The organism is Myxococcus sp. MISCRS1 (assembly GCF_026626605.1).
GTDB lineage: Bacteria > Myxococcota > Myxococcia > Myxococcales > Myxococcaceae > Myxococcus > Myxococcus fulvus.
Genome location: NZ_JAPNKB010000001.1, coordinates 8,973,199 through 8,999,625, shown reverse-complemented (window position 1 = coordinate 8,999,625; position 26,427 = coordinate 8,973,199). Strand labels below are relative to the sequence as shown.

Below are 26,427 nucleotides of genomic sequence, written 5' to 3'. Positions count from 1 at the left end.
CGAGGGCCCTGAACTTCCGAACCTCCGGAAGCGCAGGGCCCTCTTTCGTGTCACGCGGCCCCAGCAGGGCCCGCGCGGCCTCAGGCCGGCGCGGTGACGCGGGCTTCCTTCGCCGCGGCGCGCTCGTCCAGCCAGATGGTCACTGGGCTGGCGATGAACACGGACGAGTAGGTGCCCACCACGATGCCCACCAGCATGGCCATGGCGAAGTCGAAGATCTCACCCACGCCGAAGATGAGCAGACCGATGAGCGACAGCGCCGTGGTGCCGGCGGTGAGGATGGTGCGGCCCAGGGTGTCGTTGATGGCGATGTTGATGACCTCCGCGAACGGCTTGCCCTTGAACTTGGCCATGTCCTCACGGATGCGGTCGTAGATGACGATGGTGTCGTTCACCGAGTAGCCGACGATGGTCAAGAGCGCGGCGATGGCCGTGAGGTTGAACTCGCGGCGGCTCACCAGATAGTAGCCCGCCACCATGATGACGTCGTGGAGCATGGCCAGGAGCGCGCCGGGGCCGAACTTGAAGTCGAACCGGAACGCCACGTAGATGAGGATGGCCACCATGGAGTACAGCAGCGCCATGACGCCGCGGTTGCGCAGCTGCTTGCCCACCTGCGGACCGACGTAGTCCACGCGGCGCTGCTCGAAGTCCGGCTTCTCCAGGCCCGCGCTCAGCGCGCCGAACACCTTGTCCGCCATGCCGCTGGCGACGACCTGGTAGTCGACGCCCGTGCCGCCCTGGTTCTCGCCCAGGACGCGGACCTCCTGCACGCCGGTGCCGGACTTCTCCACCGCCGCCTTGATGGCCTCCGCCGTCAGCGGCGTCGAGGAGCGGAAGTTGATGATGCCGTTGGCCAGGTCCGCGTAGACGTTCTTCACGCTCCCCAGGCCCTCGATGGCCGCCTTGGCCTTGTCCGCGTTCTCCTCGTTGAGCTGCGTGACGCCGCCCATGCGCAGGAGGAACGCGTTCTCGGAGGCGCTGCCGATGTTCTGCACGCTCACGTCGTGCAGACCACCCTTCTCCGCGCGCTCACGCACCTCGGCCGCGGAGACGGGGTGGTCGAACTTCAGCTCGACCACCGTGCCGCCCGCGAAGTCCACGCCGTAGTTGAACCCCACCGTGGCAATGCCCACCAGGATGGCGAGGTTGATGAGGGTGGAGATGAACACGGCCGGCTTGCGCTTGCCGATGAAGTCGATGTTGGTCTTGTTCTTGAGGATCTGCATGGCAGTTTCCCGGGCTCCCGCCGGTCAGACGGACACCGACTGCGCATTACGGCCGTGGACGAAGTAGGTCATCAGCACGCGCGTGACCATGATGGACGTGAACAGCGAGGCCAAGAGCCCGATGATCATCGTGGTGGCGAAGCCTCGCACCGGCCCCGTTCCCGTGAAGAACAGGATGAAGCCGGCGATGAGCGCCGTCACGTGCGCGTCGAAGATGGTCCAGAAGGCACGATCATACCCCTGGTCCACCGCCGCCTTCGCCGTCTTCCCGTGGGACAGCTCCTCGCGGATGCGCTCGTTGATGAGCACGTTGGCATCCACCGCGATGCCCAGCGTCAGCACGAACCCCGCGATACCAGGCAGTGTCAGTGTCGCGTTGAAGAACGCCAACCCCGCCAGGATGAGCAGACCGTTGAGGATGAGGGCCACGTCCGCGATGAGCCCCGCCCTGCGGTAGTAGAGCGCCATGAAGAGCACCACCAGGCCCAGGCCCAGGACCACGGCCAGGCCGCCCTTCTTGATGAGCTCGTCACCCAGGCTCGCGCCCACCTGACGAATCTCACCCACCGTCACCGGCGCGGGCAGCGCGCCCGCCTTGAGCACCAGCGCCAGCGTCTGCGCCTCGCCCAGCCACTCGTCGCGGGTGCGAGCACCCATGCGGCCCATGGTGATGCGCGCGCGGCCGCCGCCGATCTTCTCGTTGATGTTCGGCGCGGTGTGGACGTTGTCGTCCAGCACGATGGCCATCCGGCGGCCCACGCCCGCCTCGGTCAGCTTCTCGAACTCGCGCGCGCCGGCCGGGTCGAACGCGATGTTCACCTCCGGCTCGTTCATCTGGTTCACGGACGCGTCCGCGCCCGCCAGGCTCTCACCCGTGAGCGGGACGTTCTTGTCCAGCAGGTACGTGCGGTACGAGGAGCACTCGTTCTTCTTCAGCGGGTTCGCGATGCACTCGGTGACCACCTGGCGGTTCTCCGGAACCTTGTCCTTGGTGTACTCGAGCAGCGCCTCGCGCGAGGCGCTCTGCAACTGCGCGAAGCCCCCCTCGTCCGTCACGGTGATGTCGCTGCCCGCGGGCGGCGGCGTCGTCTGGAGCATCTGCGCGAAGAACTGCGGGTTGGTGTCGTCCACCATCCGGAACTCGAGCTGCGCGGTGGTACCCACCAGCTCCTTGGCCTGCTCCGGGTTGCTGCGACCGGGCAGCGAAATCTGGATGGAGTCGGTGCCGAGCTTTCGCACGTCCACTTCGGCCACGCCCCACTTGTCGATGCGGCGGCGGATGACGAGCATCGCCTGGTCCACCGCTTCCTCACGGAAGCGGTTCACCTGCGTGTCGTCGGGCGACAGCACGAGCGTCGCGCCGTCGCGGCTGACCCGCTTGAAGTCGCCGAAGGTCGCCAGGACGTCCTTCTCGATGGCGTCCATCGTCGCCGGGTCCTTCGCCGTCAAGGTGAGCTGGAGCTTCTCCGGGTCCGTATCCGCCGTGACCTCGCCGAGCTTCTTGTCGGCGACGTACGTGGCGATCTGCTGGCCTCGGCGCTCGGTCCGCTTCTGGAGCGCCGTCTTGGTGTCCACGCGCATCACCATGTGGATGCCGCCCTGAAGGTCCAGGCCCAGGTTGAGCCGGTACTTCGCGGGGGGCGCCCACGCCGGCAGCTTCTCCTCGAGAAGCGCCAGGTTGTTGCGCTGGTCACGATCCATGACCACCAGCGTGTAATACGTCGGAATCAGGAACCAGAGGGTCCCCAGCGTCACCGCGACAATCAGTCCGAACTTCCACCACCAGCCGCGGTCCATTTTTACTTCTCCTCCTTCTTCTTCTCTTCGGTCGGCGCCCCCGCCTGCGCGCCCTCGGCCACCGTGCCCTTGGCACTGATGGACGTCTTCAGGATGCGAATGCGCACACCGCTCGCGACCTCCACCGTCACGGTCCGCTCGTCCACCTGGTGGATCTTCCCGAGCATGCCGCCCGCGGTGACCACCTCATCGCCCTTCTTGAGCGAAGTGAGCAGGTTGCGGTGCTCCTTCATCTGCTTCTGCTGTGGGCGGATCATCACGAAGTACATGATCGCGACCAATCCCACGAGCAGAGCCAGGGTGTTCAGCGGGCTCGTCCCGCCGCCCCCGGCCTGCGCCAGCATCAAAAAGCTCTCAGCCACAGACTGCCTCGTCGGTTGTGGAAGGCTTGGGATGGGGGACCCCCCACGCTAATCGAGGAACCCATCCTGAAAGGGGGCCCTCTTAGCAAGGGGTCCCCATGTGAGCAAGTGAACGCGGGAACCCCGACATCCCAACCGCCCGCTCAGCGGCCACGGGTCCGCTCGGCCTCCTGGGCCCGCGCCCGCTCGCGGAAGTCCCGGGCGAAGGCGGCGTAGCGGTCCTCCGCGATGGCCCGGCGCACCTGGGCCATCAACCCCAGGAAGTAATGGAGGTTGTGCAGGGTGTTCAGGCGCATGGCGAGGATCTCCCCCGCCGCGAACAGGTGGCGCAGGTAGGCCCTGCTGAAGTTGCGGCAGGTGTAGCAGGAGCACTCAGGGTCCACCGGCCTGGGGTCCTTGGCGAACGCCGCGTTGCGGATGGTGAGCTTGCCCTCCGAGGTGAAGAGCAGGCCGTTGCGTGCACAACGCGTCGGCAGCACGCAATCGAACATGTCCACCCCGTGCTCCACGCACGTCACCAGGTCCACCGGGGTGCCCACGCCCATGAGGTAGCGGGGCTTGTCCCGGGGGAGCAGCGGCGCGGAGTACGCCACGCCCGCGTGCATGGCCTCGGGGGCCTCGCCCACCGAGTAGCCGCCCAGCGCGTAGCCGGGCAGGTCCACCGCGCACACCTCCTCGGCGTGGCGCTTGCGCAAATCCTCGTGCAGGCCGCCCTGGACGATGCCGAAGAGCGACGAGCGCCCCCGGGTCCACGCCTTCTCACACCGGTGCAGCCAGCGGGTGGTGCGCGCCAGGGACTTCTCCAGGTAGGAGCGCTCGGCGGTGGAGGGTGGGCACTCGTCGAACGCCATGATGACGTCCGCGCCCAGCGTCTCCTGGATGTCGATGGAGCGCTCGGGCGTGAGGAAGTGACGCGCGCCGTCGAGGTGGGACTGGAAGGCGGCGCCCTCCTCGGTGATCTTCCGCTTCTCCGACAGGCTGAAGACCTGGAAGCCGCCGCTGTCGGTGAGCATGGGCCGGTTCCAGGAGACGAACTGGTGCAGGCCGCCCATCTCGCCCACCAGCGCCTCACCGGGGCGCAGCATCAGGTGGTACGTGTTGCCGAGGATGATCTGCGCGTCCATGGCGAGCAGGTCGTCCGGGCCCACGCCCTTGACGCTGCCCACGGTGCCCACGGGCATGAAGATGGGCGTCTCGATGGGGCCGTGGGGCGTATTGAGCCGTCCGCGGCGGGCCTTGGTGCCGGACGCGTCCTCGTGGAGCAGCTCGAACTTCACCATGCCCGGCGCCACCCGCGTGTCGCCCTTCTCGCGCGGCGTGCCCGCGTCCTGCTCGTGCTGCTCACCCATGACACTCACTCCGACACCAGCATGGCGTCGCCGTAGCTGAAGAATCGATATCCCGCGCGCACCGCCTCTGAATACGCGGCGAGGGTGCGTTCCCGGCCCAACAAGGCGCTGACGAGCACCACCAGCGTGGAGCGCGGCAGGTGGAAGTTCGTCAACAGCGCGTCCACCTGGCGGAAGGTGAAGCCCGGACGGATGAAGAGCGTCGTCTCGCCGGGGCCCTCGCGCAGCTGGCCCGTCGCCGCGTCGGTGGCGGACTCCAGCGTGCGCACCACGGTGGTCCCCACGGCCACCACGCGCCGGCCTTCCGCCTTCGCCGCGTTCACCTCGCGCGCGGTGGACTCGGGCACGGTGTAGCGCTCGGGGTGCATGTGGTGCTTGTCCAGCTCCTCCTCGCGCACGGGGAGGAAGGTGCCGGGCCCCACGTCCAGCGTCACCAGGGCGCGGCGCACCCCGCGGGCCTCGAGCGCGGCCAGGGTGTCCTGGGTGAAGTGCAGGCCGGCGGTGGGCGCGGCCACGGCGCCGGAGGCCTTGGCGTACACCGTCTGGTAGCGCTCGGCGTCCGCGGCGTCGGGCTCGCGGGTGATGTAGGGCGGCAATGGCAGGCGGCCCGCGGCGTCGAGCAGCGAGGCCAGCGACGCACCGGGCGGCGCGTGGAAGCGCACGCGGTACTCCCCGCCCCCCAGGACCTCGAGCACCTCGGCCTCCAGGCCGCTGGCGAACGTGAGGCGCTGGCCGGGCTTGAGGCCCTTGGAGGCCTGTCCCAGGCAGAGCCAGTCGAGCGACTCGGGGGCACCACCGAGCGCGGCGGAGGTGAGCGTGGAGGCGGCCGGACGCACCACCAGCAGCTCCACGCGGCCTCCGGAGCCAGCCTTCTGGCCCAGCAGGCGCGCGGGGATGACGCGGGCGTCATTGAGGACGAGCAGGTCTCCGGGGCCGAGCAGCTCCAGCACGTCGGAGAACTGGCGGTGGCTCACGTCGCCCGAGGCGCGGCGCACGTGCATCAGCCGCGAGGCGTCGCGCTGGGGGAGCGGCGCCTGGGCAATCTGGGACTCGGGGAGCTCGAAGTCGTAGTCTGAGAGGCGGGACGACACGGGGTTGGCGCTTGTAGCAGCCCCCACGCCGCCACGGAAAGCGCGCCGACGCCGGGGGCCTCAGTAGAGCTGCTGCAGCTCGGCGCCGGGGTAGTAGTGGGTGAGGATTTCCAGGTACCCCCTGCCCTTGTCGGCGAGCGCCTTGGCGCCCCACTGGCAGAGCCCGGCCCCGTGGCCATAGCCGCGTCCGGAGAACTGGTAGCCCTGGTCGGTCCGTTCCACCTCGAAATCGAGGCTCTTGAGCCGGGTGTAGCCGAGCCTCCGCCGCAGCTCCACGCCGTCCACCGAGCTGCCGTCCCCCAGGGTGACGCGCGTGACGCGGCGGGTGGACGTGCGGGCGGTGATTTTCATGCCCTGGGCGGGCCGCTTGAGCGCCGCCTTGATCTCGGCGTCCGACATGGAGGCGGACCAGCGGCTCGCGGGCAGCCGGCCGCACGGGCAGTCGACGGGCTGCAGGTAGGGCAAGTCCCGGTGGAGGGCATCCTGGCCGGACTCGGTGCGGCCGCCGCAGGAGGCGTGGAAGTAGGCCTCGATGGGCGCGAGCTCGTAGGTGAGCACCTGCCCCCGGGTGGCGTCCACGGCGGCGCGGGTGCGCGGGTCCTCGCGGTTGACGCCGCCGTACACCTGGTGGAGCACGCTGCTGCCCAGATGAAACGCGTTGCTGTAGGCATCCAGCTTCTTCTGCAACGCGTAGGTGCGAGCGGCCACGGCCTGGGCCTTGAGGGCCTCGGGCGGGAAGGACACGGGCATCTCGCTGCCGAGCACCGCGGCCAGGTAGTCCTCCAGGGGGATGACGTTGATGAGCTGCAGGCCCTCGCGCAGCGGGCGCACGACGACATCGCCGCGCACCTGGGTGTTGCCGGCCTTGATGGGCTGCTCCCGGGAATCGTCCCCGCGTCCTCGGAGGTGCTCAAGCCGGCGCGGAAGCGCACCGAGTCCCCGAGCACCGGCGCGCCGTTGACCTCGAGCTTGCCGGCCTTGCGTCGGACGATGGCGACCTCCGAGGGGATGGAGACGTAGGTGGCCTCCTCGCTGTCCGCGCCGAAGCCGAGGCCCTGTCCCCGGATGCGCACCTCACTCCCCGTGTCCTCGATGGCGATGCGCAGGGTCTCCACGGCGAGCGAACGTGGAGCGGCGAGCAGGAGCAGGAGGAGTGCAACAGGTCGCAACATGGCCTGGGAGTGTAGGAGGGTGGCCACGTGCCTCAAGAAAACGACCAGTGGATGGGCGAGGATGGCGGCCACGTGACACCTCCCGAGTCCTCCCCTTCCCGACCTCCCCCCCAGGCCTTCGTCCGGGCCCTGCGAGAGATGGAGCCCCGCTCCGCCGCCGTCCTCACCCGTCGACTCGTGACGGGGGCGTCCCTGGGCGACTGCGCGCGCTTCTATGGCGTCACGGACGAGGCGCTGTCGGTGATGCTCCTTCGGGCGGCCGTGTCGTTGACGCGGAATGTCTTCCCCGGGGCCCGGGAGCCCGCGACGGCGGAGGAGGAATCCGCCTGGGCGAGGATGCTCGCGGCGGCGCTGGAGCGCGAGGCCGCCCCGGTCCCCGCGGGCCTGGTGCCCGTGGTGGAGGCGTGTCGCAGGCTGCGCGCGCTGAGCGGCGACGTGACGGCGGGGCTCGAGGCCGCGACGCGGGAGGACCAGGCATCGCCCCAGCGGCGTCGTGAGGACTGGCTGCGCAGGCTCGCCGTCATGGCCCTGCTGGCGCTGACGGCCTATCTGTACCTGTCGCGTCCCGAGGAGCCCGCGCGTCGCCCCAGCACGGCGCCACAGCCCACGGCGCCGGACTCGGGGCGCCCCTGAGCATTCGAGAGCACGGGGGCATCGCCCTGCACGTGCCGCCTCGCCCCTGGCCGCGTGGACGAACACACCAGGCACCTCGCGAAGCGGGGGGCGCCATCCCGACCTTCGGCGTCCATGGGACGTCAGCCCAGCGCAGCGGTGCAGTGACTCCTCCGACGGGCCGCCTCGTGGGAGGCGCTGCCCCTGGCTTCGCCGACGCACCTGACAGTCCCACCGGAGCGCCTATCCGCCGCCGATGGACCGCCGCGCCTGGCATGGGACAACAGCCCAGCGCGGCGGCCACCGTGGCTGGGGGTTTCGCGCTTCGACAACTTCAGGCCGCTTCTCCACGGACCGAGCAAAGACTCCGCACCGTCGGGCGCGCGCAACAGACAGCGCCGGAGCGCCGGTCATCGGCCGACATTGGGAGCCTGGGGCGCTGGACGACGGGGCAACCCGGCGCGTAAGGGGAATCCATGAGTGCCCTCTCCTTCGCCCTGCCCCTGGTCGTCCTCACGTCCCTCCTGGCTGGCTGCGCGCGCAACGTGGACACGCGCGTCGCGGGAGATGACGACGCGGCCATCGATGGCGCCGCCGCGCGACTCGAGGAGTTGCGGGTGCGGACCGCGGAAGACGACCTGACGTGCGACCAGCGCTGCGCCGCGGCGACACAGACGTGCGAGGTCTCCGAGGAGCTCTGCGCCCTGGTGGACCGTCACGCGGACCGCGATGACCTGCCCCCGCGCTGCGCCGAGGGTCGGGAGCAGTGCTCCAGCGCCCGGGACGGCTGTACGAGCTGCCGCAATGGCTGAGCCCACCGGCGCGCGCCCGCCGGGGCTTCACGGGATTCGCCCCCGTCGCCACACTGTTCTCCAGCAGGAACGCAACCGGTGCACGCCGGTGGATGGCCGTGCTTAGATGCCCTTGTTTCCAACATCGAGGAGCCGCGTCATGTCCCGCCCCATCTCCATGCTCATCGCTGCCCTGCTCGTCGTTCCGGGCGGTGCTGGAGCGCAAGAAGGGGGCGAGATGACTCCCGAGAAGGTGGCGCAGATCCGCCGGGACGAAGCGGCGGCGATGAAGCAGGTGGATGAGGAGTTCGGCAACCGCAAGCCCTCGGAGATGAGCAACGAGGAGCGCGGACAGGCCAGCCGCAAGCAGGCCGCCGTCACCGCCGCGGTGATGGAGAAGCACGGCGTCAGCGCGAAGGAGTACGAGCGCTTCACCGCGAAGATGGGGCCGGAGGGCAACGAGCGCGCCAAGGTCGAGGCCCAGCGTCTGGAAGACCAGGCCAAGGCGGCCGCGGCCCGCCAGGCCGCCGCGGCGAAGGCCAGCGAGGAGAAGGAGGTCTCCGTCCAGAAGGGCTTCGACAACGAGAACCCCGTCGAGCTGGAGTCCTCCGGAGGCGATGGCCCCGAGGTCGAGATTGGCATCCCCGTCGAGGACGAGGCGGGCGGCGAGAACGGTGAAGGCGTGGAGACCGCCGAGGGCGAGGGTGGAGGCGCGGTGGGCGCCGATGCCGCCGCGTCGGCCGAGGACAACGTGCAGGTGGAGGTGATGGGCGACGGCGACGCGAAGCCGGCGAAGAAGGCCGTGCGCCGCGCCAGCTCCGAGTCGTCCAAGGCGAAGAAGAAGTTCGTCCGGAAGAAGAAGTCGAGGGACGACTGAGCGTCGTCCCACGGAGCCTGGGCCGAGGCCCGGGCTTCAGCCCTTCCGGTGGTAGCCGAACTGCTGGGCCCGCTCGCGCCACGTCTCGTCATACGGACAGGCGCAGTCGGTCTCCTCGGGCTCCGGATAGGCGTAACGCTCGCCCTTGAAGTTGCGGAACACCGTCTCGCGCTCGTTGCGCTCGACGACGTAGTCCGGCTGGAGCGTCACCTTGCCGCCGCCGCCCGGCAGGTCCACCGCGAGGTGCGGCACGGCGAGCCCCGTGGTGTGCCCCCGCAGCTGCTGGATGATCTCCAGCCCCTTGGCGATGGGCGTGCGCAGGTGCTCGCAGCCTTCCGCCACGTCCATCTGGTGCAGGTAGTACGGGCGCACGCGCGTGCGCAGCAGCAGGTGTGACAGCTCCTTGATGATGCGCGCGTCCGAGTTGAGCTGCCGCATCAACACGGCCTGGTTCTCCACGGGCACGCCGTGGTCCACCAGTCGCTCACAGGCCTCGCGAGCCTCGGGCGTCACTTCCTTCGGGTGGTTGAAGTGGGTGACGACGAAGACGGGCGCGTAGCGGCGCAGCAGGCTCGCCAGGGAGTCGGTGACGCGCATGGGCAGCACCACGGGGACCCGGGTGCCGATGCGAATCATCTCCACGTGGGGAATCTCGCTCAACGGCGCGAGCAGCTCCTCCAGCCGCTGCTCGCTGAGCAGGAACGGGTCTCCGCCGGAGATGAGGACGTCGCGCACCTCGGGGTGACGGCGCACGTAGTCGATGCCCCGCCGCATCTGGTCCTTGGACAGCTCCGCCACGCCGCCCTGGGTGATGCGCCTGCGCGTGCAGTGACGGCAGTAGACCGAGCACGTATCCAGCGCCAGGAACAGCACCCGGTCCGGATACTTGTGGACGATGCACTCCTCCGGCCGCGTCTTGTCCTCGCCGAGCGGGTCCTCCAGCTCGCCGGGACGCACGCGCGCCTCGGCGCGCACGGGGATGGACTGCATGCGCACCGGGCAGAACGGATGCTCCGGGTCGATGAGCGACAGGTAGTACGGGCTGATGCCGATGCGGAACAGCGAGGCCGTCTCCTGGACGCCCGCGCGCTCATCGGCGGTCAGCGGCACGTAGCGCTCGAGCTGCTCCAGCCCGCGCACCGCATGCCGCTGATGCCAACGCCAGTCGGCCCACTCCGCGTCGGTGGCCTGGGGGAACAGGCGACGGCGCCCCTCGGAGCTCAACGAGGTCCGCTCGGAGCGAGGCTCCGGCGACGGGGGCACCACCCACGCGGAGGAATCCATCACGCCGCCTTCGTCTGTTCCCGCCACCAGGCCTGGCCCGCCTCGGGCAGCGAGTCGATGGGGTCGAAGTACTCGTACTTCCGGTTGAGGGCCTCGGGGTCGTTCGCCTCGATGCCCGTGCGGTAGTTCTTGGTCCAGTACGAGATGCCGCGCTCGCGGTCGTACTCGGCGATCTGATGGACCCAGCGCTTGCCGACGAAGGGCACGTCACAGACGATGCGCGGCGTGGCGAAGCCCGGCATGTAGCCCATGATGTCGTGCTGCAGCCGCTGCGCCTGGTCCACCGACAGCCGCCAGTGCTCGCTGTTGGGGATCATGTCGCACATGTAGAAGTAGTACGGCAGGATCTTCGCGTGGTCGAGCAGCGTGAAGCACAGCTCGAGCAGCGACTGCGCGCTGTCGTTCACCCCGCGCAGCAACACGCCCTGGTTGCGCACGTCGCGGAAGCCCATGTCCAACAGCTTTCGCACCGCCTTGCCCACCAGCGGCGTGAGCTGCGAGGCGTTGTTGACGTGCGTGTGCAGCGCCAGGTCCACGCCCCGCTCCACCGCCTTCTTCGCCAGCCGGTCCAGCCCCGCCAGCACCGAGTCCTGCAGGAAGTGCTGGGGAATGGCCATCAGGCCCTTGCTGGCCAGACGGATGTCCCGGATGTTCGGGATGTCCATCAGCGAGCTGACGAACGGCTCGAGCTGCTGGATGGGCAGGTTCGCGATGTCGCCGCCGGACACCACCACGTCGCGCACCGTCGGCGTGCGACGCAGGTACTCGAGCATCTGCTCGTAGCGATCTTTGGGGCCTATCGAGAATTTGTGTTTGCTGACCTGGGGCACGTCGTTGCCCACCAGGTCCATGCGGGTACAGTGTCCACAGTACTGGGGACACGTGGGCAGCATCTCCGCGAGCACCTTGGTCGGATAGCGGTGCGTCAGCCCCTCGACGACCCACATGTCCTGCTCGTGGAGGCTGTCGCGGCTGGCCTTCGGGTGGTTGGGCCAGTCCGTCAGGCGGTCCGCGAAGGCCGGCAGCATGTAGCGGCGCACGGGGTCCTTCCAGAGGTCCTGGAAGTCCATCGTGTTGAGCATCTGCGGGGGCACGAGGATGGACATCGTCGCGCGCTCGCGCTGATCCCGCTCCAGGCTCTCCGCCAGGTCATCCGGGAGCAGCGCGCCGAGCGTCGCCTTGAGCTCCTTCAGGTTCTTGACGGTGTGCTTGCGCTGCCAGACGGAGCTCTCCCACTCCGCCTGGGTGACGTCCTTGTACCCGGGGATGCGCTTCCAGTCGGGTTCGACGAACTCACGGCGGAGCGGATAGGAAAAAGGCTGCTGGGCAGGACCGGCCTCGGTCTTGCCCCGGATGGGCGTCGTGGTCATGGCGCATTCCCTCAGCGTGTGGCGTCGCGGGCCGGGCGTCATACCGCGCCCGGCACCGGTTCATTCAACAATTCGACGACGCGCAGCCTGCCCGACTCCTCACTCGATGGCGACGTTGACGAGCTTCTCCATCTTGCCTTCCGCGATGGAGACAACGAAAGGCTTGCTCGTCTTGCCATTGAGTTTGAAGGTGATCTTCCGCTTGCCCACCGGCAGGACCAGGGGGCTGCCGAGGGTCACCGGCGTCTGTCGGCCAGTCTTCTTTCCGTCGACGAAGATCTCCGCGCCCGCGGGCTTGGTGCTGCACGCCAGCGTCCCCGTGGCCTTGGACGCCGGAGGCGGCTTGGGCGGCTGCGGCCTCGGAGTCGGCGGCGGGTCGGCCTGTACCACGGGCTTGGGGGGCCGAGGAGCCTCCTCCTTCACGAGCTGGAACGGAACGGTCAGCTCGTCCCCCTCTCCCTTGGCGACGAACTTGCCCGAGTAGGGCTTGTAACCCGCGAGCTTCGCCGTGAACTGGTAGGTCTTGCCCGCCTCCAGGTTGGCCATCCGCGCGTCGGGCGTGAGCCCCACCCGGCTGCCATTCACGGAGATCTCCGCGCCGTCGGCGCCCTCGAACACCGCCGCGAGCTTCTTGGGCGCGGGCGGCTCCACGGGGGCCGTGGGCGTGCTGGGAGGAGGCTCCACCTTCACCGTCTCCGTCGGCGAGTCGGTGCCCGGCTTCGCATCGCTCGGAGACTCCGTCCCAGGCTGGGCTGGAGGCGTGCCGGGCTGGCCCGGGTCCACGACCGTTCCCGGGTTGTTCTCCGGGGGCGTCGCGGGGCGCTCGGCCACCTCGACGGGCTTGTTCGGGGGAGGCTCGTCCTGAGGAGGCTCGACTGCATCGGGCACCAGGCTGAAGGACTCGGCGAGCGGCGTGCCCTCGACGACCTTCACGAACTTCCGCTCGGACTTGTGTCCCGGAGCGCTGGCGATGACCTCGTAGTCACCGGCGGGGAGGGCCAGGACGGTGTTCGGCTCGACGGCCTGGTTGTTCACCGTGACGGACGCGCCCACCTGGGGCGTCACGGAGAAGATGACCTGCTCTCCCCCCGAGCCGCTCATCACGAGCGCCAGGAGCAGAATCAACACGGCGACGATGCCCGCCGCGGAACCGAAGAGCACCGGCTTGGGCAGGTTCGCGAGCGTCTGCAGGAGCGGCGGCTGCCCCTTGCCGGAGCCCTTCGCCTTGGGCTTGGCCTTCGTGGGCTGAACGGGCTTGGCCTTCCCCTTCCCGCCCTTGTTCGCCACGGGCGCGGGCGCCTGGGAACCGGTGACCTCTTCGGGGTCCTGGTGGTCGTCGGCGTAGGCGCCGTCGTCGTGCTGACCGTAGCCGTCCTGGTGGTCGTAGCCCTCGTCCTGGGGCGCATCGAAGGCGCCGGTGTCGTGGGGCTGCTGCGAGCCGCGCTGACCGCCACGGCCCCCTCGCCCGTTCTGGGCGACGGTGATGTTGCCCGTCGTCTCCTCGGGCGGCTCGTCCTCCATCGGCCTCGAGCGCGAGGGCGGAGCCGTCGGCGCCGGGCCAATCATCGTCGCGCCGGAGTAGGCCTCGCCGTCCTCGCTGGCGATGACCACCTGGGCCTTGGGCCCGCTCTTGCCCTTGCGCATCGAGGGCTCGGGCTCACGCGACGGATAGGCGGACGCGGTGCCGCTGCCCTGGAGCGTGGGGTTCTCGGACCGTCCCGTGATGCTGTCGTCGACGAGCACGCTGCTCTCGGCGACGCGCGTCTCCGGCGACATGAAGGTCTGGGTCGAGTCGACGATCTGCGTCTTGTCGCCCGCGCCGACGCCCATCTCCTCCAGCTCCTCGGCGGAGGGAGGCGGGATGTAGCCAGGGGCTGGATGGCCCGGCGCCGTCGGGGCACGCCCCGCGGGAGAGCCGGTCACCACCACCGCCGGCGGAGGGCGCTGCTTGGTGCCGCGAACCTGCGCGGGAGGCGGGACGGTGATGCCCGAGGTCTCGATCTGGTCCGGGCGCTCGATGCCCGCGAACCGCTCCATCTTCTCCGCCTCGCGGAGCATGTCCTCGGCGAAGGCCTCCTTCATGTAGGAGGACAGATGCTTCGACGAGTAGATGGCATCCCCCGCGAGGAGGAAGCGCATCAGGTCCTCGGCGAGGTCGGAGCCCCACTGGTAGCGCTCCTCCGGCTCGCGGGCGAGCGCCTTGAGGACGACCTTCTCGAGCCCCGGGGGGATGTTCGGGTTGAACTCGCGCGGCAGCGGGACGTCCGCGTTGCGCACCTTCTCCAGGGTGGAGAAGTCCGACTCGCCGACGAAGAGCTTCTCGCCGGTGAGCATCTCGTAGAGCAGCACGCCGACGGCGAAGATGTCGCTGCGCCGGTCGATGGGCATGCCCCGGACCTGCTCCGGGCTCATGTAGCCGAACTTGCCCTTGAGGATGCCGGCCTGCGTCTTCTGCGAGCGGTTGGCCGCCTTGGCGATGCCGAAGTCGATGACCTTGACCTCGCCCTCGTACGAGATGAGGACGTTCTGCGGCGACACATCGCGGTGGATGATGTGGAGGTCCTGGCCGCGCGCGTCCTTCTTGCGGTGGGCGTAGTCCAGGCCGTCACACAACTTGGAGGCGATGAACACCGCCTGGGCGGTGGGCATGATCTCCTTGCGCCGCCGGTACCGCTCCAGGATGGTCCGCACGTCGCGACCCGCCACGTACTCCATGGCGATGAAGTAGGTGTCGTCGTGCTTCCCGAGCTCGTGGATGTGCACGATGTTGGCGTGGTTCAGCTGAACGCTGATCCGCGCCTCGTCGATGAACATCGTGATGAACTCTTCGTCCTCCGCCATCGTGGGGAGGATCTTCTTGATGGCGAGGATGCGCTCGAAGCCCTCGACGCCGAAGGCCTTCGCGATGAACACCTCGGCCATGCCGCCGACGTTGATGCGCTCGAGGAGCAGGTACTTCCCAAAAAGGGTCGGCTTCTTCATCTCGTGGAGCGGTCCGAGGCCGGGGTGAGCACCGCGGCAGGCGGAGCGCAGACCGGGCGGAGAAGTGGGACTCTAGTTCTGCACAGATAGCGAGTCAAACACCTCGGCAGCCCCAAAAGCCGAACGAATTCAGAAGGTTGAGGGGTTCAGAGGCCACTCGGAGGCAGCGTGGGGACCAGGCGCAGCGTCGTCTGTCGGACAGGACCTGATGCGCTCCCGGCAAACGCCCCACATCGGCCGCGCTGATCCCACCCCGCCCGGTGCTTGAACCGATGGCGCCGCGACGGCGACTCCCGCCGGATTCCTGCGGGAGAAACGGTGTCGGCCGAAGCCCTTCGACGCGCGCCGGGGCAGCGAAGCGGCGCGCGGAGTCGCTCAGGGAGCCGAGTGGCGCCATTGACGCGGTCGAGCTCGCCGGCCGTCCGCGCGATGACGAACAGGCGCGCAACGAGGGCTTCGTGTACGAAGGCATGGGGTCCGGCGCTGAGCAGGACAGCCACGCAGGCCGCGTTGGGCACGCCGCGCTTCCCCAGGCCTGCAGGTCCTTGGAGCGCTGAGGCGGGTGGTCCACGCGGAAAAAGAAAAGCCCCCGTCGCACGAGGCGACGAGGGCTTCTCAAAAAGAATCCGGCAGCGACCTACTCTCCCACGCGGTTTCCCGCGGAGTACCATCGGCTCTGGAGGGCTTAACTTCCGTGTTCGGGATGGGAACGGGTGTGACCCCTCCGACATTGCCACCGGAAAACAAGAGACAGTGCATACGAAGGGTAAGTTGCAGCATTCTGCGAGTATCAAGCCTCGCTGTGCTTTAAAGAAGTTTCTTCCGGGTGAATGCACATGCATTCAAGCCTCGGCCTTGGCCCCGAGTCCCTTACTCCCCTCAAGGGGGCGCGCAAGAGATAGGGGGAAGTAAGCCGCTCGACCAATTAGTACTGGTTAGCTCAACGCGTTACCGCGCTTACACACCCAGCCTATCAACGTCGTAGTCTTCGACGGGTCTTCAGGGGCTTGCGCCCGGGATACCTGGTCTTGAGGTCGGTTTCCCGCTTAGATGCTTTCAGCGGTTATCCAATCGGCACATGGCTACCCAGCGATGCCTCTGGCGAGACAACTGGTACACCAGCGGTGCCTCCAACCCGGTCCTCTCGTACTAAGGTCAGAGCCTCTCAAGTATCCTACGCCCACAGCAGATAGGGACCAAACTGTCTCACGACGTTTTGAACCCAGCTCGCGTACCGCTTTAATTGGCGAACAGCCAAACCCTTGGGACCTGCTCCAGCCCCAGGATGCGATGAGCCGACATCGAGGTGCCAAACCTCCCCGTCGATGTGAACTCTTGGGGGAGATAAGCCTGTTATCCCCGGAGTACCTTTTATCCGTTGAGCGATGGCCCTTCCATTCAGGACCACCGGATCACTATGACCTGCTTTCGCACCTGCTCGACGTGTCCGTCTCGCAGTCAAGCTCCCTTATGCCATTGCACTCGCCGCCCGGTTTCCAATCGGGCTGAGGGAACCATCGCGCGCCTCCGTTACTCTTTGGGAGGCGACCGCCCCAGTCAAACTACCCACCAGACAGTGTCCCAATCCCGGCTAACGGGACATGGTTAGACACCAGAAATCAACAGGGTGGTATTTCACCGTTGCCTCCACCGAACCTAGCGGCCCGGCTTCAAAGGCTCCCACCTATCCTACACAGTCAATCCCTAGTGTCACTGTCAAGTTATAGTAAAGGTTCACGGGGTCTTTCCGTCTTGCTGCGGGTAAACTGCATCGGCACAGCTATTTCAATTTCGCTGAGTCCCTCTCCGAGACAGCGCGGAAGTCGTTACTCCATTCGTGCAGGTCGGAACTTACCCGACAAGGAATTTCGCTACCTTAGGACCGTTATAGTTACGGCCGCCGTTTACTGGGGCTTCGGATCATCGCTTCGCCTTGCGGCTGACGAATCCCCTTAACCTTCCAGCACCGGGCAGGAGTCAGACCCTATACGTCGGCTTGTCGCCTTCGCAGAGTCCTGTGTTTTTGGTAAACAGTCGCTACCGCCATTTCTCTGCAACCTCTCTCGGCTCCAGCTGTACGCCTTCACCTACCAGAGGCCCACCTTCTTCCGAAGTTACGGTGGAAATTTGCCTAGTTCCTTGGAGGAGAGTTCTCTCAAGCGCCTTAGGATTTTCTCCTCACCCACCTGTGTCGGTTTACGGTACGGACACCCTGCAAGCTCCCTACGGGACTTTTCTTGGAAGCAGAGCATCGACGACTTACCCCTTACGGGGCGCCATAAGGTCTCGAGGATAGCTGCCGCGCCTTTATTCGTACGCGACACCCCTACGCCTTTAGACTGACACAACCGCCGGTCAGCTCGTCTAGCTTTCTCCGTCCTCCCTTAGTTCAACGCTTGCAAGATGGCGCGGGAATATTAACCCGCTTTCCATCATCTACGCCTTTCGGCCTCGACTTAGGTTCCGGCTAACCCTGGGAAGATTAACTTGACCCAGGAAACCTTGGGTTTACGGCGAGGGGGTTTCTCACCCCCTTTATCGCTACTCATTTCGGCATCAGCACTCCCAACCGCTCCAGTCGCCCTTTCGGTCGGCCTTCGCTGCAGTTGGAACGCTCCCCTACCGCCATACGCTTTACGTATGACCCGAAGCTTCGGCACTAGTCTTGAGCCCCGTTACATTTTCGGCGCGGCCTGTCTTGACCAGTGAGCTATTACGCTTTCTTTAAAGGATGGCTGCTTCTAAGCCAACCTCCTGGTTGTCAATGACCTGCCACATCCTTTCTAGTGTTCACTTAGACTAGATTTGGGGGCCTTAGCTGTCGGTCTGGGTTATTCCCCTCTTGCCAATGGACGTTATCACCCACTGACTGCGTCCCGGGCTAACAATTACTGGCATTCGGAGTTTGGTACGGTTTGGTAATCTGGTGAGACCCCTAGCCGTTCCAGTGCTCTACCTCCAGTATTGAATTGCCCGAGCCGATACCTAAATATCTTTCGGGGAGAACCAGCTATCACGGAGTTTGATTGGCCTTTCACCCCTACACACAGCTCATCCCAGAAATTTTCAACTTTCATGAGTTCGGTCCTCCATGCGGTGTTACCCGCACTTCAACCTGGCCATGTGTAGATCACCCCGCTTCGGGTTATAATACACGCAACTAATTCGCCCTTTTAGGACTCGCTTTCGCTCCGGCTCCACCTATCGGCTTAGCCTCGCTACGTATATTAAGTCGCCGAATCATGATGCAAAAGGTACGCTCTCGCTCTGGCTTGCGCCGTAGAGCTCGAACTGCTTGTAGACATGCGGTTTCAGGTTCTTTTGACTCCCCTTGCCGGGGTTCTTTTCACCTTTCCCTCGCGGTACTTGTTCACTATCGGTCGCCAAGGAGTATTTAGCCTTACCGGATGGTCCCGGCTGATTCAGGCAGGATTGCACGTGTCCCGCCTTACTTGGGTAACCCACTCAGCTCCAACCAGCTTTCGCGTACGCGACTATCACGCTCTTTGGTGCCCCTTTCCAGAGGCTTCCGCTAGCCAGTCAAAGTCCTACCGTGGACCCGCTACCCCGACGCCACTTTCGTGACTTCGGTTTGGGCTTCTCCCATTTCGCTCGCCACTACTTTGGGAATCACTCATTGTTTTCTCTTCCTCAGGGTACTGAGATGTTTCACTTCCCCTGGTTAGCTCCTTCCTACCTATGTATTCAGTAGGAGGTAACACCGCTATTCGCAGTGCTGGGTTTCCCCATTCGGACATCTCCGGATCAACGCTTGGTTGACAGCTCCCCGAAGCTTTTCGCAGCCACCCGCGTCCTTCATCGCCTCTTGGCACCTAGGCATCCACCGCACGCCCTTAGTAGCTTACTTGCCCTAATCTCTTGTCCAACGCCCGCCTCCCGGCGGATTGTCGAAACTCGAAACCAAGGCCCAGACCCCTGCTCTTCGCAGCAGGCCCGGAAGATTCACTTCTAATTCGCTTGTAGAAACACCGCCTCTCACCTCGCCTCCCGGCGACGGTTTCGGCAGTGCTTTCTGCGAGAACTTGTTACTCAGCAGAAATTGCAACTTACCCTTCGTATGCACTTGTCAAAGAACGCTTCCCACTCGGACTGCAGGGAAAATCGTAGTGGAGCTGATCGGAATCGAACCGACGACATCCAGCTTGCAAAGCTGGCGCTCTCCCAACTGAGCTACAGCCCCATAAACCAGGCCATTCTACCATGCTGGGTGCGTCACCACTTGTCCCCTCTCGACTTACGTCTCGAGGAAGTGGTGGGCCTAGGTGGACTTGAACCACCGACCTCGCGCTTATCAGGCGCGCGCTCTAGCCAGCTGAGCTATAGGCCCAGGGAGCTACCGCGTCGATTCTTCCTACAGCGTCCTTCATTCTCAAAGAGCTGGTGCCGCGGCTTCCCGCGCACTCAGTCCTTCAAAACCAAACAGCAAGCCCGAAGAAGTCGAGTCGGATTGGACTCGGAAACGTTGACCTGGTCGACCTGACGCAGCCCGAAGGCTGCTGGCATCGCCTACTCGCACCGAAGTGCGTGTCCGATGCCCGGTCTCCTTAGAAAGGAGGTGATCCAGCCGCAGGTTCCCCTACGGCTACCTTGTTACGACTTCACCCCAGTTACCGACCACTCCTTGGGCATCTCTTGGTGAGATGACTTCTGGAGCAATCGACTCCCATGGTGTGACGGGCGGTGTGTACAAGGCCCGGGAACGTATTCACCGCAGCGTGCTGATCTGCGATTACTAGCGATTCCGCCTTCATGGAGTCGAGTTGCAGACTCCAATCTGAACTGAGACCGGTTTTATGCGATTAGCTCCCCCTCGCGGGTTGGCAACGCTCTGTACCGGCCATTGTAGCACGTGTGTAGCCCTGGTCATAAAGGCCATGAGGACTTGACGTCATCCCCACCTTCCTCCGGTTTAACACCGGCAGTCCCTCTAGAGATCCACTTGCGTGGCAACTAAAGGCGAGGGTTGCGCTCGTTGCGGGACTTAACCCAACATCTCACGACACGAGCTGACGACAGCCATGCAGCACCTGTCTCTCGGTTCCCTTGCGGGCACTCCCTCATCTCTGAGAGATTCCGAGGATGTCAAGACCAGGTAAGGTTCTGCGCGTTGCGTCGAATTAAACCACATGCTCCACCGCTTGTGCGGGCCCCCGTCAATTCCTTTGAGTTTTAGTCTTGCGACCGTACTTCCCAGGCGGAGAACTTAATGCGTTAGCTACGGCACCGCGGGGGTCAACTCCCACGACACCTAGTTCTCATCGTTTACGGCGTGGACTACCAGGGTATCTAATCCTGTTTGCTCCCCACGCTTTCGCGTCTCAGCGTCAGTTACCGTCCAGGTGGCCGCCTTCGCCACCGGTGTTCCTCCCCATATCTACGAATTTCACCTCTACTTGGGGAATTCCGCCACCCTCTCCGGCACTCAAGCACGACAGTTTCGGGCGCACTTCCTCAGTTGAGCTGAGGGCTTTCACACCCGACTTGTCACGCCGCCTACACGCGCTTTACGCCCAATAATTCCGAACAACGCTTGCACCCTCTGTATTACCGCGGCTGCTGGCACAGAGTTAGCCGGTGCTTCTTCTCCCGGTACCGTCAAGCCGTAGCGTGTTGGGCTACGGGTTTTCGTCCCGGTCGAAAGTGCTTTACAATCCGAAGACCTTCATCACACACGCGGCGTTGCTGCGTCAGGCTTTCGCCCATTGCGCAAAATTCCCCACTGCTGCCTCCCGTAGGAGTCTGGACCGTGTCTCAGTTCCAGTGTGGCTGATCGTCCTCTCAGACCAGCTACCCGTCGTCGCCTTGGTGGGCCATTACCCCGCCAACTAGCTGATGGGCCGCGGACTCATCTGGTTGTGATAGCTTGTATACAGAGGCCACCTTTTCCCTCAGTCTCCGAAGAAACCGTGGGCTTATCCGGTATTAGCCAATCTTTCGACTGGTTATCCCGAGCATCCAGGCAGATTATCCACGTGTTACGCACCCGTGCGCCGCTCTACTAAGGGTTGCCCCTATTCGCGCTCGACTTGCATGTGTTAGGCACGCCGCCAGCGTTCGTTCTGAGCCAGGATCAAACTCTCCAATTTTATTTTGAAGGTTGAACCGGCGTCAGCTGAGGCCCGGCTAAGGAACCTCAACTCGCTGATTCACTACGAGGCCCTGCCGGTATGCGCTTCTCAGCGCTCCCTGACTGGGGCCTTCTCAAAGATTGACTGCGGTTTCCGCAATCCTTCTCTTCTTCTTGGGCTTGCTATTTGGTTTTCAAAGACCGAGTCGCTTGTTTCTGCCGCGACCTTTTGATATCTTTCTTCTTGTCCGCCGCTTGCTGCTTTCGGCGGGTTGCATCTTCTATTCAGGTCCGCATCAGCTGTCAACTTCGACTTGCGTCCCCTTGGCTCTCTCGAAGTCTTCAGCGCCGCCCAGTGGCTTCCGCTGTTTCTCTTCGTGAGGGGCGCGGCTTCTACCTCTTCGCCGCATCCCGTGTCAACCGCCGCTTCGTTGACCACCCCGCCGTTCCCACCCGTCTGCTGCCCGGGCCTCTTCGTCGGGGCGCGGCTTCTACCACCGCCGCATCTTCTGTCAACCCACTGCGCTGACCGCCGTATTTCCGATGTCGTCCTGCCTTCGCGTGAAGTGCTCCGCGCCAGTGCGCGGCTTCGTTGCGAGGGGCGCGGCTTGTACCACCACCGCGACTGAAGTCAAACCGTCGACAAGCTGCCCTCCCCCGCCGACCCAGCTCAGTGCCGTCTCCCATGAGACGACGTCCTGCACTACCACCCGCACGCCCACTGAACCACTACCATCCGGTCGACCATGTATGGAGCGCTCCGGAGAATGTCAACTCGCAGTCACGAGCCGCTCCGGACGCTTGCCTGCCCCCTGAGGGCCCACTCTGGGCCGCCACGAGGCGCACGGTCCTATCCATGTTGAATCAGAGAACCACAGCGCCCGAGGCGCTGATTCCACGGCGTTTCCGTCGTGGCTCCCGGCGACGCGAAGGCGACCTGCCCTTCCGCGCCTCGCCGTGAGGTGGGCGGCTTATCCACCAAGCCAGGGACCAGCGCAAGAAGTTTGCTTCTCGTCACTTCGGCGCCACATGGAGGACACCTCTCCCAGGCTCAGACGCCGAGCTTCAACCGGGAGACGTCCGCCCGCCCCCGGCGGCATCCCTCGGCGACGACCACGGCCTTGAGCTCACTGTAGGCCCGGTCGAAGTCGTCATTCACGACCACATAGTCGTACGCGGCGATTCCCCGCTCCATCTCGGAGCGCGCCGCCAGCATGCGCCGACGGATGGTCTCGTCAGAGTCCGTCTGCCGGTCCCTCAGACGACGCTCGAGCTCCTCCATGGAGGGAGGCAGCACGAAGATGAGGACCGCGTCCGGGTGCTTGCGCTTGATGGCCTGGCCCCCCTGCACGTCGATGTCGAAGATGGCGACGCCCCGGTTGGCCCGAGCGATGTCCACCGTCGACTGGGGGCTCCCGTAGAAGTGGCCGTGGACCTCCGCCCACTCCACGAACTCGCCGCGTTCGATCTTCGCCTGGAAGGTGGCCACGTCCACGAAGTGGTAGTCGACGCCCTCCTGCTCCTTGCCTCGGGGCCGGCGCGTCGTGACGCTGATGGAGAAGTTCGCCTGGGGCGTCTCCCGGAGGAGCCGGTGGGCCAGGGTGGTCTTCCCCGCTCCAGAGGGGGCGGAGAGGACGAGCAACAGACCGGGCGGAAGGATGGTGGTTTCGCTCATTCGACGTTCTGCACCTGTTCGCGGATGCGCTCGACCTCGGCCTTCATCGAGACCACGCGCGCGGAGATGTCCGCGTGCTGGCTCTTGGAGCCCGTCGTGTTCACCTCGCGGTGCATCTCCTGCACGAGAAAGTCCATGCGGCGGCCCGTGGGCTCCTGGCTCGCCATGAGGGCGCGGAACTGCTCGAGGTGGCTCGCCAGGCGCGTCACCTCCTCGGCGATGTCCGTGCGCTCGGCGAAGAGCGCGACCTCCTGGGCCAGCCGCTGCGGGTCCACCGCCACGCCGCGCGCCAGCTCCGCCACGCGCTCGGTGAGTCGCTGCTGGTAGTCCTGCACGGCGCGGGGCGCCAGCTGCGCCACCTCCCGGCTCCACCCCTCGAGCAGCTTCATGCGCGCATCGAGGTCGGCGTGGATGGCCTCCCCCTCGACGAGCCGCATCTTCTCCAAGGCCCCGAGCGCCTGGTCCAGCGCCGCCGTCACCGCGGGCGTCGCGGACTCCAGGTCGACGCCCTTCTCCTCCAGGCGGACCACTCCCTGCTGGTTGGCCACCTGGGACCAGGTGACGTCCTGGGAGAGGCCCAGCTCCTTGGCCAGCTCCCGGAAGGTGCGCAGGTACTCGCGCGCCAGGTTGAGGTCCACCGTGGGCACGGTGCCCGAGGCCGTGGAGGACTGCCGCTTCACCAGCAGCTCCACCGAGCCACGCGCCAGCCGGTCCTTCACCTGCTTCGTGACGAGCGGCTCCAGGGAGGCGAGCTCGCGCGGCAGTCGCGCCTTCACCTCGCAGAACTTGTGATTGAGCGAGCGCAGCTCCACGGAGACCTCTTCGTCTCCCACGCGCGCGCGGCCCGCGCCAAACCCGGTCATGCTCTTCAGCATTGGGCGGTTGCTAGGGGCTTTCCGCCCGCAGGTCAAGCAGCGTGCTTGCACGCCTTTCAGTTCTGTGTAGGGTCCGCGCCGCGATGTCCTGGCACAAGCGGCTCGAGTTATGGGCGAAGCTGGCACTCGCGCTCGTGGCGTCCCTGCTGTTCTGGCGCCCCGGCCGCAAGCTGCGCCCCGGAAAGTCTCTCCCCGTCCCCCGGAAGGTGCTGCTCGTGCGGCCCGACAACCGCGTGGGCGAGGCCCTCCTCACCACCCCCCTGCTGCGCGCCCTCAAGGCCCAGGTCCATCCCGCGCCCGAGGTCCACGTCCTGGTCCACGCCAAGGTGGCCCGGGTCCTCGCCAACCACCCCGACGCGGACCAGGTCATCGCCTTCGACCGTCGCCACATCTGGGCCGGTCCCCTGGCCCCCGGCATCCGCGCCCTGCGTCAGGCGAACTACGACCTGGTGGTCGACTGCGCCAACTGGGAGGCCCCGTCCGTGACGAGCGCGCTGGTGTCGCGACTGGCCGGTCCTCGCGCCGTGGTCGTCGGCCCCAAGGTCTGGCCCGTGACGTACCTGCACTCGCTCTCCGTTCCCGCGCGGCCCGATACCCGCAGCGAGGCCGTCCAGCGCACCCACCTGCTCTCCCCCGTGGCCGGCAACGAGCTGGCCCGGGAGCTGTCCTTCCGGGAGCCGTACATCCGCGACTCCTTCCGCACGTTCCTGGAAGAGGACGCCTCCATGCCGTGCGCGGTCATCAACCCCGGCGGCCGGCTGGGCCCCCGTCGCATCCCTCCGGAGGCCTTCGCCGCCGCCGCACGGGCGTTGCTGGAGGCGGGCCGCACGCCCATCGTGACGTGGGGGCCCGGAGAGGAGGAGCTGGCGAAGGCCGTGCTCGTTGGCGCGCCCGGGGCCCGACTGGCGCCTCCCACCAACCTGGATGAGCTCGCGGCCCTCATGCGCGCCGCCGGCCTCACCGTGTGCAACAACACCGGGCCCATGCACCTGTCCGTCGCCGTGGGTGCGCCGACGTTGGCGTTCTTCCTCCGGATGGACATGGAGCGCTGGGGCCACGCCTATGGCCCACACCGCATGGTCGACCTCACGTCCATCGTCGATGGCGCGGGAGGACAGGGGCTCGAGGCTCGCGCCGCCGAAGAGGCACGCTCCTTCGCCGCGAAGCTCACCGCCTAGGCGCGTCCTCGCGAGTCATCAGCTCGGGAAGCAGCTGCGGCACGCCGTCCTTCACGGGCCACGAGGCATGGCAGGCCACGCAGTGGAGCCGCTCCGTGGCGCCAGTCCCCAGGACGACGAGCGCCCCCTTGCATCGGGGGCAGCCCAGCACCGCCAGGAGCGGGGCATCCATGGGCTACTTCGCGTCCTCACGCCCGAGCCGACGCGCCAGCTCCGTGGTGCTGTGGTTCTTCGGGTCGCCCGACACCGCGGTGCGGCCACCGTAGGCACGGACCTCGTCACCCTCGGGGATGCTGTCGGGCGTGTAGTCCGTGCCCTTCACGTGCACATCAGGCTTCAACACCCGGATGATGCCGCGCACGTTCGGCTCGTCGAAGACGATGACCCGGTCCGTGCACGCGAGTGCGGCGACCAGCTCCGCGCGCTCGTTCTCCGGGATGTGCGGCCTGCCAGGCCCCTTGTACGCGCGCGTCGAGGTGTCCGAGTTCACCGCCACCACCAGCACGTCCGCCAGCTCGCGCGCGCCCTCCAGGTAGCGCACGTGGCCGACGTGCAGCAGGTCGAACACACCGTTGGCGAGCGCCACCGTGCGGCCCTCCTGCTTCCAGCGGGCCCTCGCCTCCGCCACCTGCTCGAGCGACTGAATCTTCTCCAAGGTGCTCATCGCGCGCTCCGCAGCTCCGCCAGCAGCTCATCCCGGGACACCGTCGCGGTCCCCGACTTCTGCACCACCATGGAGCCGGCCACGTTCGCCAGCCTCGCCGCCTCGCCGAACGAAGCTCCAGCCGCGACGGCCAGCGAGAAGGTCGCAATCACCGTGTCGCCCGCGCCCGTCACGTCCACCGCGGCCTTCGCGCCGTGCACCGGGATGAGGTCCACGCCGCCGTCCGCGTCGAAGAGCGCCATGCCGTGGCGGCCCCGCGTCACCAGCAACGCACGACACCCCAGCCGGCGCACCGCTTCCTTCCCGGCCAGGAGCAGGTCCTGCTCCGAGCGCACGGGCCGGCCCGCGAGCGCCTCCAGCTCGGGCTCGTTGGGCTTGCACACCGTCAGCCCCGAGAACGACGCGAGCGCATAGCGGCTGTCCACGCACACCGGCAGCCCATCCGCCGCGAGCTTGCGGAGCACACCTCGCACCTCGTCGTTCAGCACCCCCGCGCCGTAGTCCGAGACGACCACCGCGTCCGCGTCCCGAGCGGCCTGCTCCACGTGACGGGCCAGGGCCTTGCGCACCCGGGGCGGCAACTCCGAGCGCTGTCCCCGGTCCAGGCGCAGCATCTGCTGCCGCGTGGTGCTCAGGCCACCGGCCAGGATGCGCGTCTTCGTCTCCGTCGCGATGTCTCGACCGCCCACCGCGTGCAGCCGGACGCCGGCCTCGGAGAACAGGTGGCGCAGCTCGCCGCCCATCTCGTCCGCGCCGAGCACACCGACAGCCGTCACCTGGCCCGTCAAGGCGCGGACGTTGGCCGCGACATTCGCGCCTCCGCCCAGCTTCACCTCCGCGGACTCGTAGCGGACGATGAGCACGGGCGCCTCGCGGCTCACCCGGTCCGTCTGTCCGTAGATGTAGTGGTCTGCGACGAGGTCCCCGACCAGCAGCACGCGACGACGCGAGAACGCGAGCGGCAGGCGAGAGGGCAAGGGCGAGGAGCGAACGGGCGAGACCGCGGCCATGGCGGCGGTTTGTCCCACAGC

18 protein-coding genes, 2 tRNA genes and 3 rRNA genes are annotated in these 26,427 nt (G+C 66.4%); 4 read left to right on the top strand and 19 right to left on the bottom strand.

The annotated features are described in order from the left end of the window. Nucleotides 1-80: 80 nt before the first annotated feature. From secF to OWM54_RS36145, 6 genes are all read right to left on the bottom strand, one after another. Nucleotides 81-1,229, bottom strand: a complete 1,149-nt coding sequence (gene secF, locus OWM54_RS36170; protein WP_223785415.1) for a protein translocase subunit SecF — start codon at nucleotides 1,227-1,229, stop codon at nucleotides 81-83. Nucleotides 1,230-1,253: 24 nt separating this feature from the next. After that, complete coding sequence (gene secD, locus OWM54_RS36165; RefSeq protein ID WP_248546495.1) at nucleotides 1,254-3,026, bottom strand: protein translocase subunit SecD; 1,773 nt, start codon at nucleotides 3,024-3,026, stop codon at nucleotides 1,254-1,256. Between the two features lie 2 nt (nucleotides 3,027-3,028). Beyond that, the gene (gene yajC / locus OWM54_RS36160) at nucleotides 3,029-3,388 is read right to left on the bottom strand and encodes a preprotein translocase subunit YajC (protein ID WP_141327827.1); all 360 of its coding nucleotides are present in this window, start codon (nucleotides 3,386-3,388) and stop codon (nucleotides 3,029-3,031) included. Between the two features lie 143 nt (nucleotides 3,389-3,531). Next, the gene (gene tgt / locus OWM54_RS36155) at nucleotides 3,532-4,737 is read right to left on the bottom strand and encodes a tRNA guanosine(34) transglycosylase Tgt (protein WP_141327825.1); all 1,206 of its coding nucleotides are present in this window, start codon (nucleotides 4,735-4,737) and stop codon (nucleotides 3,532-3,534) included. Between the two features lie 5 nt (nucleotides 4,738-4,742). Beyond that, nucleotides 4,743-5,828, bottom strand: a complete 1,086-nt coding sequence (gene queA, locus OWM54_RS36150; RefSeq protein ID WP_267700348.1) for a tRNA preQ1(34) S-adenosylmethionine ribosyltransferase-isomerase QueA — start codon at nucleotides 5,826-5,828, stop codon at nucleotides 4,743-4,745. Between the two features lie 60 nt (nucleotides 5,829-5,888). Then, a complete protein-coding gene (locus tag OWM54_RS36145) occupies nucleotides 5,889-6,659 on the bottom strand; it encodes a SpoIID/LytB domain-containing protein (RefSeq protein ID WP_267700347.1) in 771 nt (256 codons plus the stop codon). A gap of 368 nt (nucleotides 6,660-7,027) precedes the next feature. Here OWM54_RS36145 and OWM54_RS36140 point away from each other — a divergent pair, with 368 nt between their 5' ends. The 3 genes from OWM54_RS36140 to OWM54_RS36130 all read left to right on the top strand — a co-directional run bounded on the left by OWM54_RS36140 (nucleotide 7,028) and on the right by OWM54_RS36130 (nucleotide 9,280). After that, a complete protein-coding gene (locus tag OWM54_RS36140; RefSeq protein ID WP_267700346.1) occupies nucleotides 7,028-7,633 on the top strand; it encodes a hypothetical protein in 606 nt (201 codons plus the stop codon). 455 nt (nucleotides 7,634-8,088) lie between these two features. Continuing rightward, on the top strand, nucleotides 8,089-8,424 hold the full coding sequence (locus OWM54_RS36135; RefSeq protein ID WP_223751710.1) for a hypothetical protein: 336 nt from the start codon (nucleotides 8,089-8,091) through the stop codon (nucleotides 8,422-8,424). Between the two features lie 139 nt (nucleotides 8,425-8,563). After that, entirely contained in the window at nucleotides 8,564-9,280 is a 717-nt protein-coding gene (locus tag OWM54_RS36130; RefSeq protein WP_223751711.1) for a hypothetical protein, read from the top strand. 36 nt (nucleotides 9,281-9,316) lie between these two features. Here OWM54_RS36130 and OWM54_RS36125 read toward each other — a convergent pair whose 3' ends face one another. The 10 genes from OWM54_RS36125 to OWM54_RS36080 form a co-directional block, all read right to left on the bottom strand. Continuing rightward, complete coding sequence (locus OWM54_RS36125) at nucleotides 9,317-10,564, bottom strand: KamA family radical SAM protein (RefSeq protein ID WP_223751715.1); 1,248 nt, start codon at nucleotides 10,562-10,564, stop codon at nucleotides 9,317-9,319. Continuing rightward, the gene (locus OWM54_RS36120; protein WP_141327821.1) at nucleotides 10,564-11,934 is read right to left on the bottom strand and encodes a KamA family radical SAM protein; all 1,371 of its coding nucleotides are present in this window, start codon (nucleotides 11,932-11,934) and stop codon (nucleotides 10,564-10,566) included. The genes OWM54_RS36125 and OWM54_RS36120 overlap by 1 nt, the downstream gene beginning before the upstream one ends. A gap of 99 nt (nucleotides 11,935-12,033) precedes the next feature. After that, nucleotides 12,034-14,916 carry a serine/threonine protein kinase gene (locus OWM54_RS36115; RefSeq protein ID WP_267700345.1) on the bottom strand — a complete coding sequence of 961 codons (2,883 nt, stop codon included), beginning with the start codon at nucleotides 14,914-14,916 and terminating at the stop codon, nucleotides 12,034-12,036. A gap of 624 nt (nucleotides 14,917-15,540) precedes the next feature. Continuing rightward, nucleotides 15,541-15,657, bottom strand: a 5S ribosomal RNA gene (rrf, locus tag OWM54_RS36110). A gap of 163 nt (nucleotides 15,658-15,820) precedes the next feature. Then, nucleotides 15,821-18,784 (bottom strand): 23S ribosomal RNA (locus tag OWM54_RS36105). 260 nt (nucleotides 18,785-19,044) lie between these two features. Continuing rightward, nucleotides 19,045-19,117, bottom strand: a tRNA-Ala gene (locus tag OWM54_RS36100). A gap of 70 nt (nucleotides 19,118-19,187) precedes the next feature. Continuing rightward, nucleotides 19,188-19,264, bottom strand: a tRNA-Ile gene (locus tag OWM54_RS36095). Between the two features lie 221 nt (nucleotides 19,265-19,485). Continuing rightward, a 16S ribosomal RNA gene (locus tag OWM54_RS36090) occupies nucleotides 19,486-21,023 on the bottom strand. Together the 16S, 23S and 5S rRNA genes with 2 tRNA genes alongside form the textbook arrangement of a ribosomal RNA operon. A 1,032-nt stretch (nucleotides 21,024-22,055) precedes the next feature. Beyond that, nucleotides 22,056-22,679: a guanylate kinase gene (gene gmk / locus OWM54_RS36085; protein WP_141331814.1), complete on the bottom strand. Its 624-nt coding sequence runs from the start codon at nucleotides 22,677-22,679 to the stop codon at nucleotides 22,056-22,058. Beyond that, entirely contained in the window at nucleotides 22,676-23,554 is an 879-nt protein-coding gene (locus OWM54_RS36080) for a YicC/YloC family endoribonuclease (protein WP_141331812.1), read from the bottom strand. Before OWM54_RS36080 ends, gmk begins: the two co-directional genes overlap by 4 nt. A gap of 83 nt (nucleotides 23,555-23,637) precedes the next feature. On the opposite strand from OWM54_RS36080, the gene OWM54_RS36075 reads away from it, so the two are divergent. Further along, a complete protein-coding gene (locus OWM54_RS36075; protein ID WP_223745847.1) occupies nucleotides 23,638-24,732 on the top strand; it encodes a glycosyltransferase family 9 protein in 1,095 nt (364 codons plus the stop codon). Here the strand turns inward: OWM54_RS36075 and OWM54_RS36070 are convergent. Genes OWM54_RS36070 through OWM54_RS36060 form a run of 3 tightly spaced genes read right to left on the bottom strand, consistent with a single transcriptional unit; the run spans nucleotide 24,722 to nucleotide 26,406 of the window. Then, nucleotides 24,722-24,904, bottom strand: a complete 183-nt coding sequence (locus OWM54_RS36070; protein WP_141331808.1) for a Trm112 family protein — start codon at nucleotides 24,902-24,904, stop codon at nucleotides 24,722-24,724. The two genes, OWM54_RS36075 and OWM54_RS36070, sit on opposite strands and share 11 nt — an antisense overlap. Before the next feature lie 3 nt (nucleotides 24,905-24,907). Continuing rightward, complete coding sequence (locus OWM54_RS36065) at nucleotides 24,908-25,396, bottom strand: adenylyltransferase/cytidyltransferase family protein (RefSeq protein WP_223745846.1); 489 nt, start codon at nucleotides 25,394-25,396, stop codon at nucleotides 24,908-24,910. After that, entirely contained in the window at nucleotides 25,393-26,406 is a 1,014-nt protein-coding gene (locus OWM54_RS36060; protein ID WP_267700344.1) for a bifunctional heptose 7-phosphate kinase/heptose 1-phosphate adenyltransferase, read from the bottom strand. Before OWM54_RS36060 ends, OWM54_RS36065 begins: the two co-directional genes overlap by 4 nt. Between the last annotated feature and the right edge of the window lie 21 nt (nucleotides 26,407-26,427).

Coding starts and splice junctions, on each gene's coding strand:
- secF (WP_223785415.1), bottom strand. CDS start 1,229: ATGCAGATCCTCAAGAACAAGACCAACATCGACTTCATCGGCAAGCGC.
- secD (WP_248546495.1), bottom strand. CDS start 3,026: ATGGACCGCGGCTGGTGGTGGAAGTTCGGACTGATTGTCGCGGTGACG.
- tgt (WP_141327825.1), bottom strand. CDS start 4,737: ATGGGTGAGCAGCACGAGCAGGACGCGGGCACGCCGCGCGAGAAGGGC.
- OWM54_RS36135 (WP_223751710.1), top strand. CDS start 8,089: ATGAGTGCCCTCTCCTTCGCCCTGCCCCTGGTCGTCCTCACGTCCCTC.
- OWM54_RS36130 (WP_223751711.1), top strand. CDS start 8,564: ATGTCCCGCCCCATCTCCATGCTCATCGCTGCCCTGCTCGTCGTTCCG.
- OWM54_RS36125 (WP_223751715.1), bottom strand. CDS start 10,564: ATGGATTCCTCCGCGTGGGTGGTGCCCCCGTCGCCGGAGCCTCGCTCC.
- OWM54_RS36120 (WP_141327821.1), bottom strand. CDS start 11,934: ATGACCACGACGCCCATCCGGGGCAAGACCGAGGCCGGTCCTGCCCAG.
- OWM54_RS36115 (WP_267700345.1), bottom strand. CDS start 14,916: ATGAAGAAGCCGACCCTTTTTGGGAAGTACCTGCTCCTCGAGCGCATC.
- gmk (WP_141331814.1), bottom strand. CDS start 22,679: ATGAGCGAAACCACCATCCTTCCGCCCGGTCTGTTGCTCGTCCTCTCC.
- OWM54_RS36080 (WP_141331812.1), bottom strand. CDS start 23,554: ATGCTGAAGAGCATGACCGGGTTTGGCGCGGGCCGCGCGCGCGTGGGA.
- OWM54_RS36075 (WP_223745847.1), top strand. CDS start 23,638: ATGTCCTGGCACAAGCGGCTCGAGTTATGGGCGAAGCTGGCACTCGCG.
- OWM54_RS36070 (WP_141331808.1), bottom strand. CDS start 24,904: ATGGATGCCCCGCTCCTGGCGGTGCTGGGCTGCCCCCGATGCAAGGGG.
- OWM54_RS36065 (WP_223745846.1), bottom strand. CDS start 25,396: ATGAGCACCTTGGAGAAGATTCAGTCGCTCGAGCAGGTGGCGGAGGCG.
- OWM54_RS36060 (WP_267700344.1), bottom strand. CDS start 26,406: ATGGCCGCGGTCTCGCCCGTTCGCTCCTCGCCCTTGCCCTCTCGCCTG.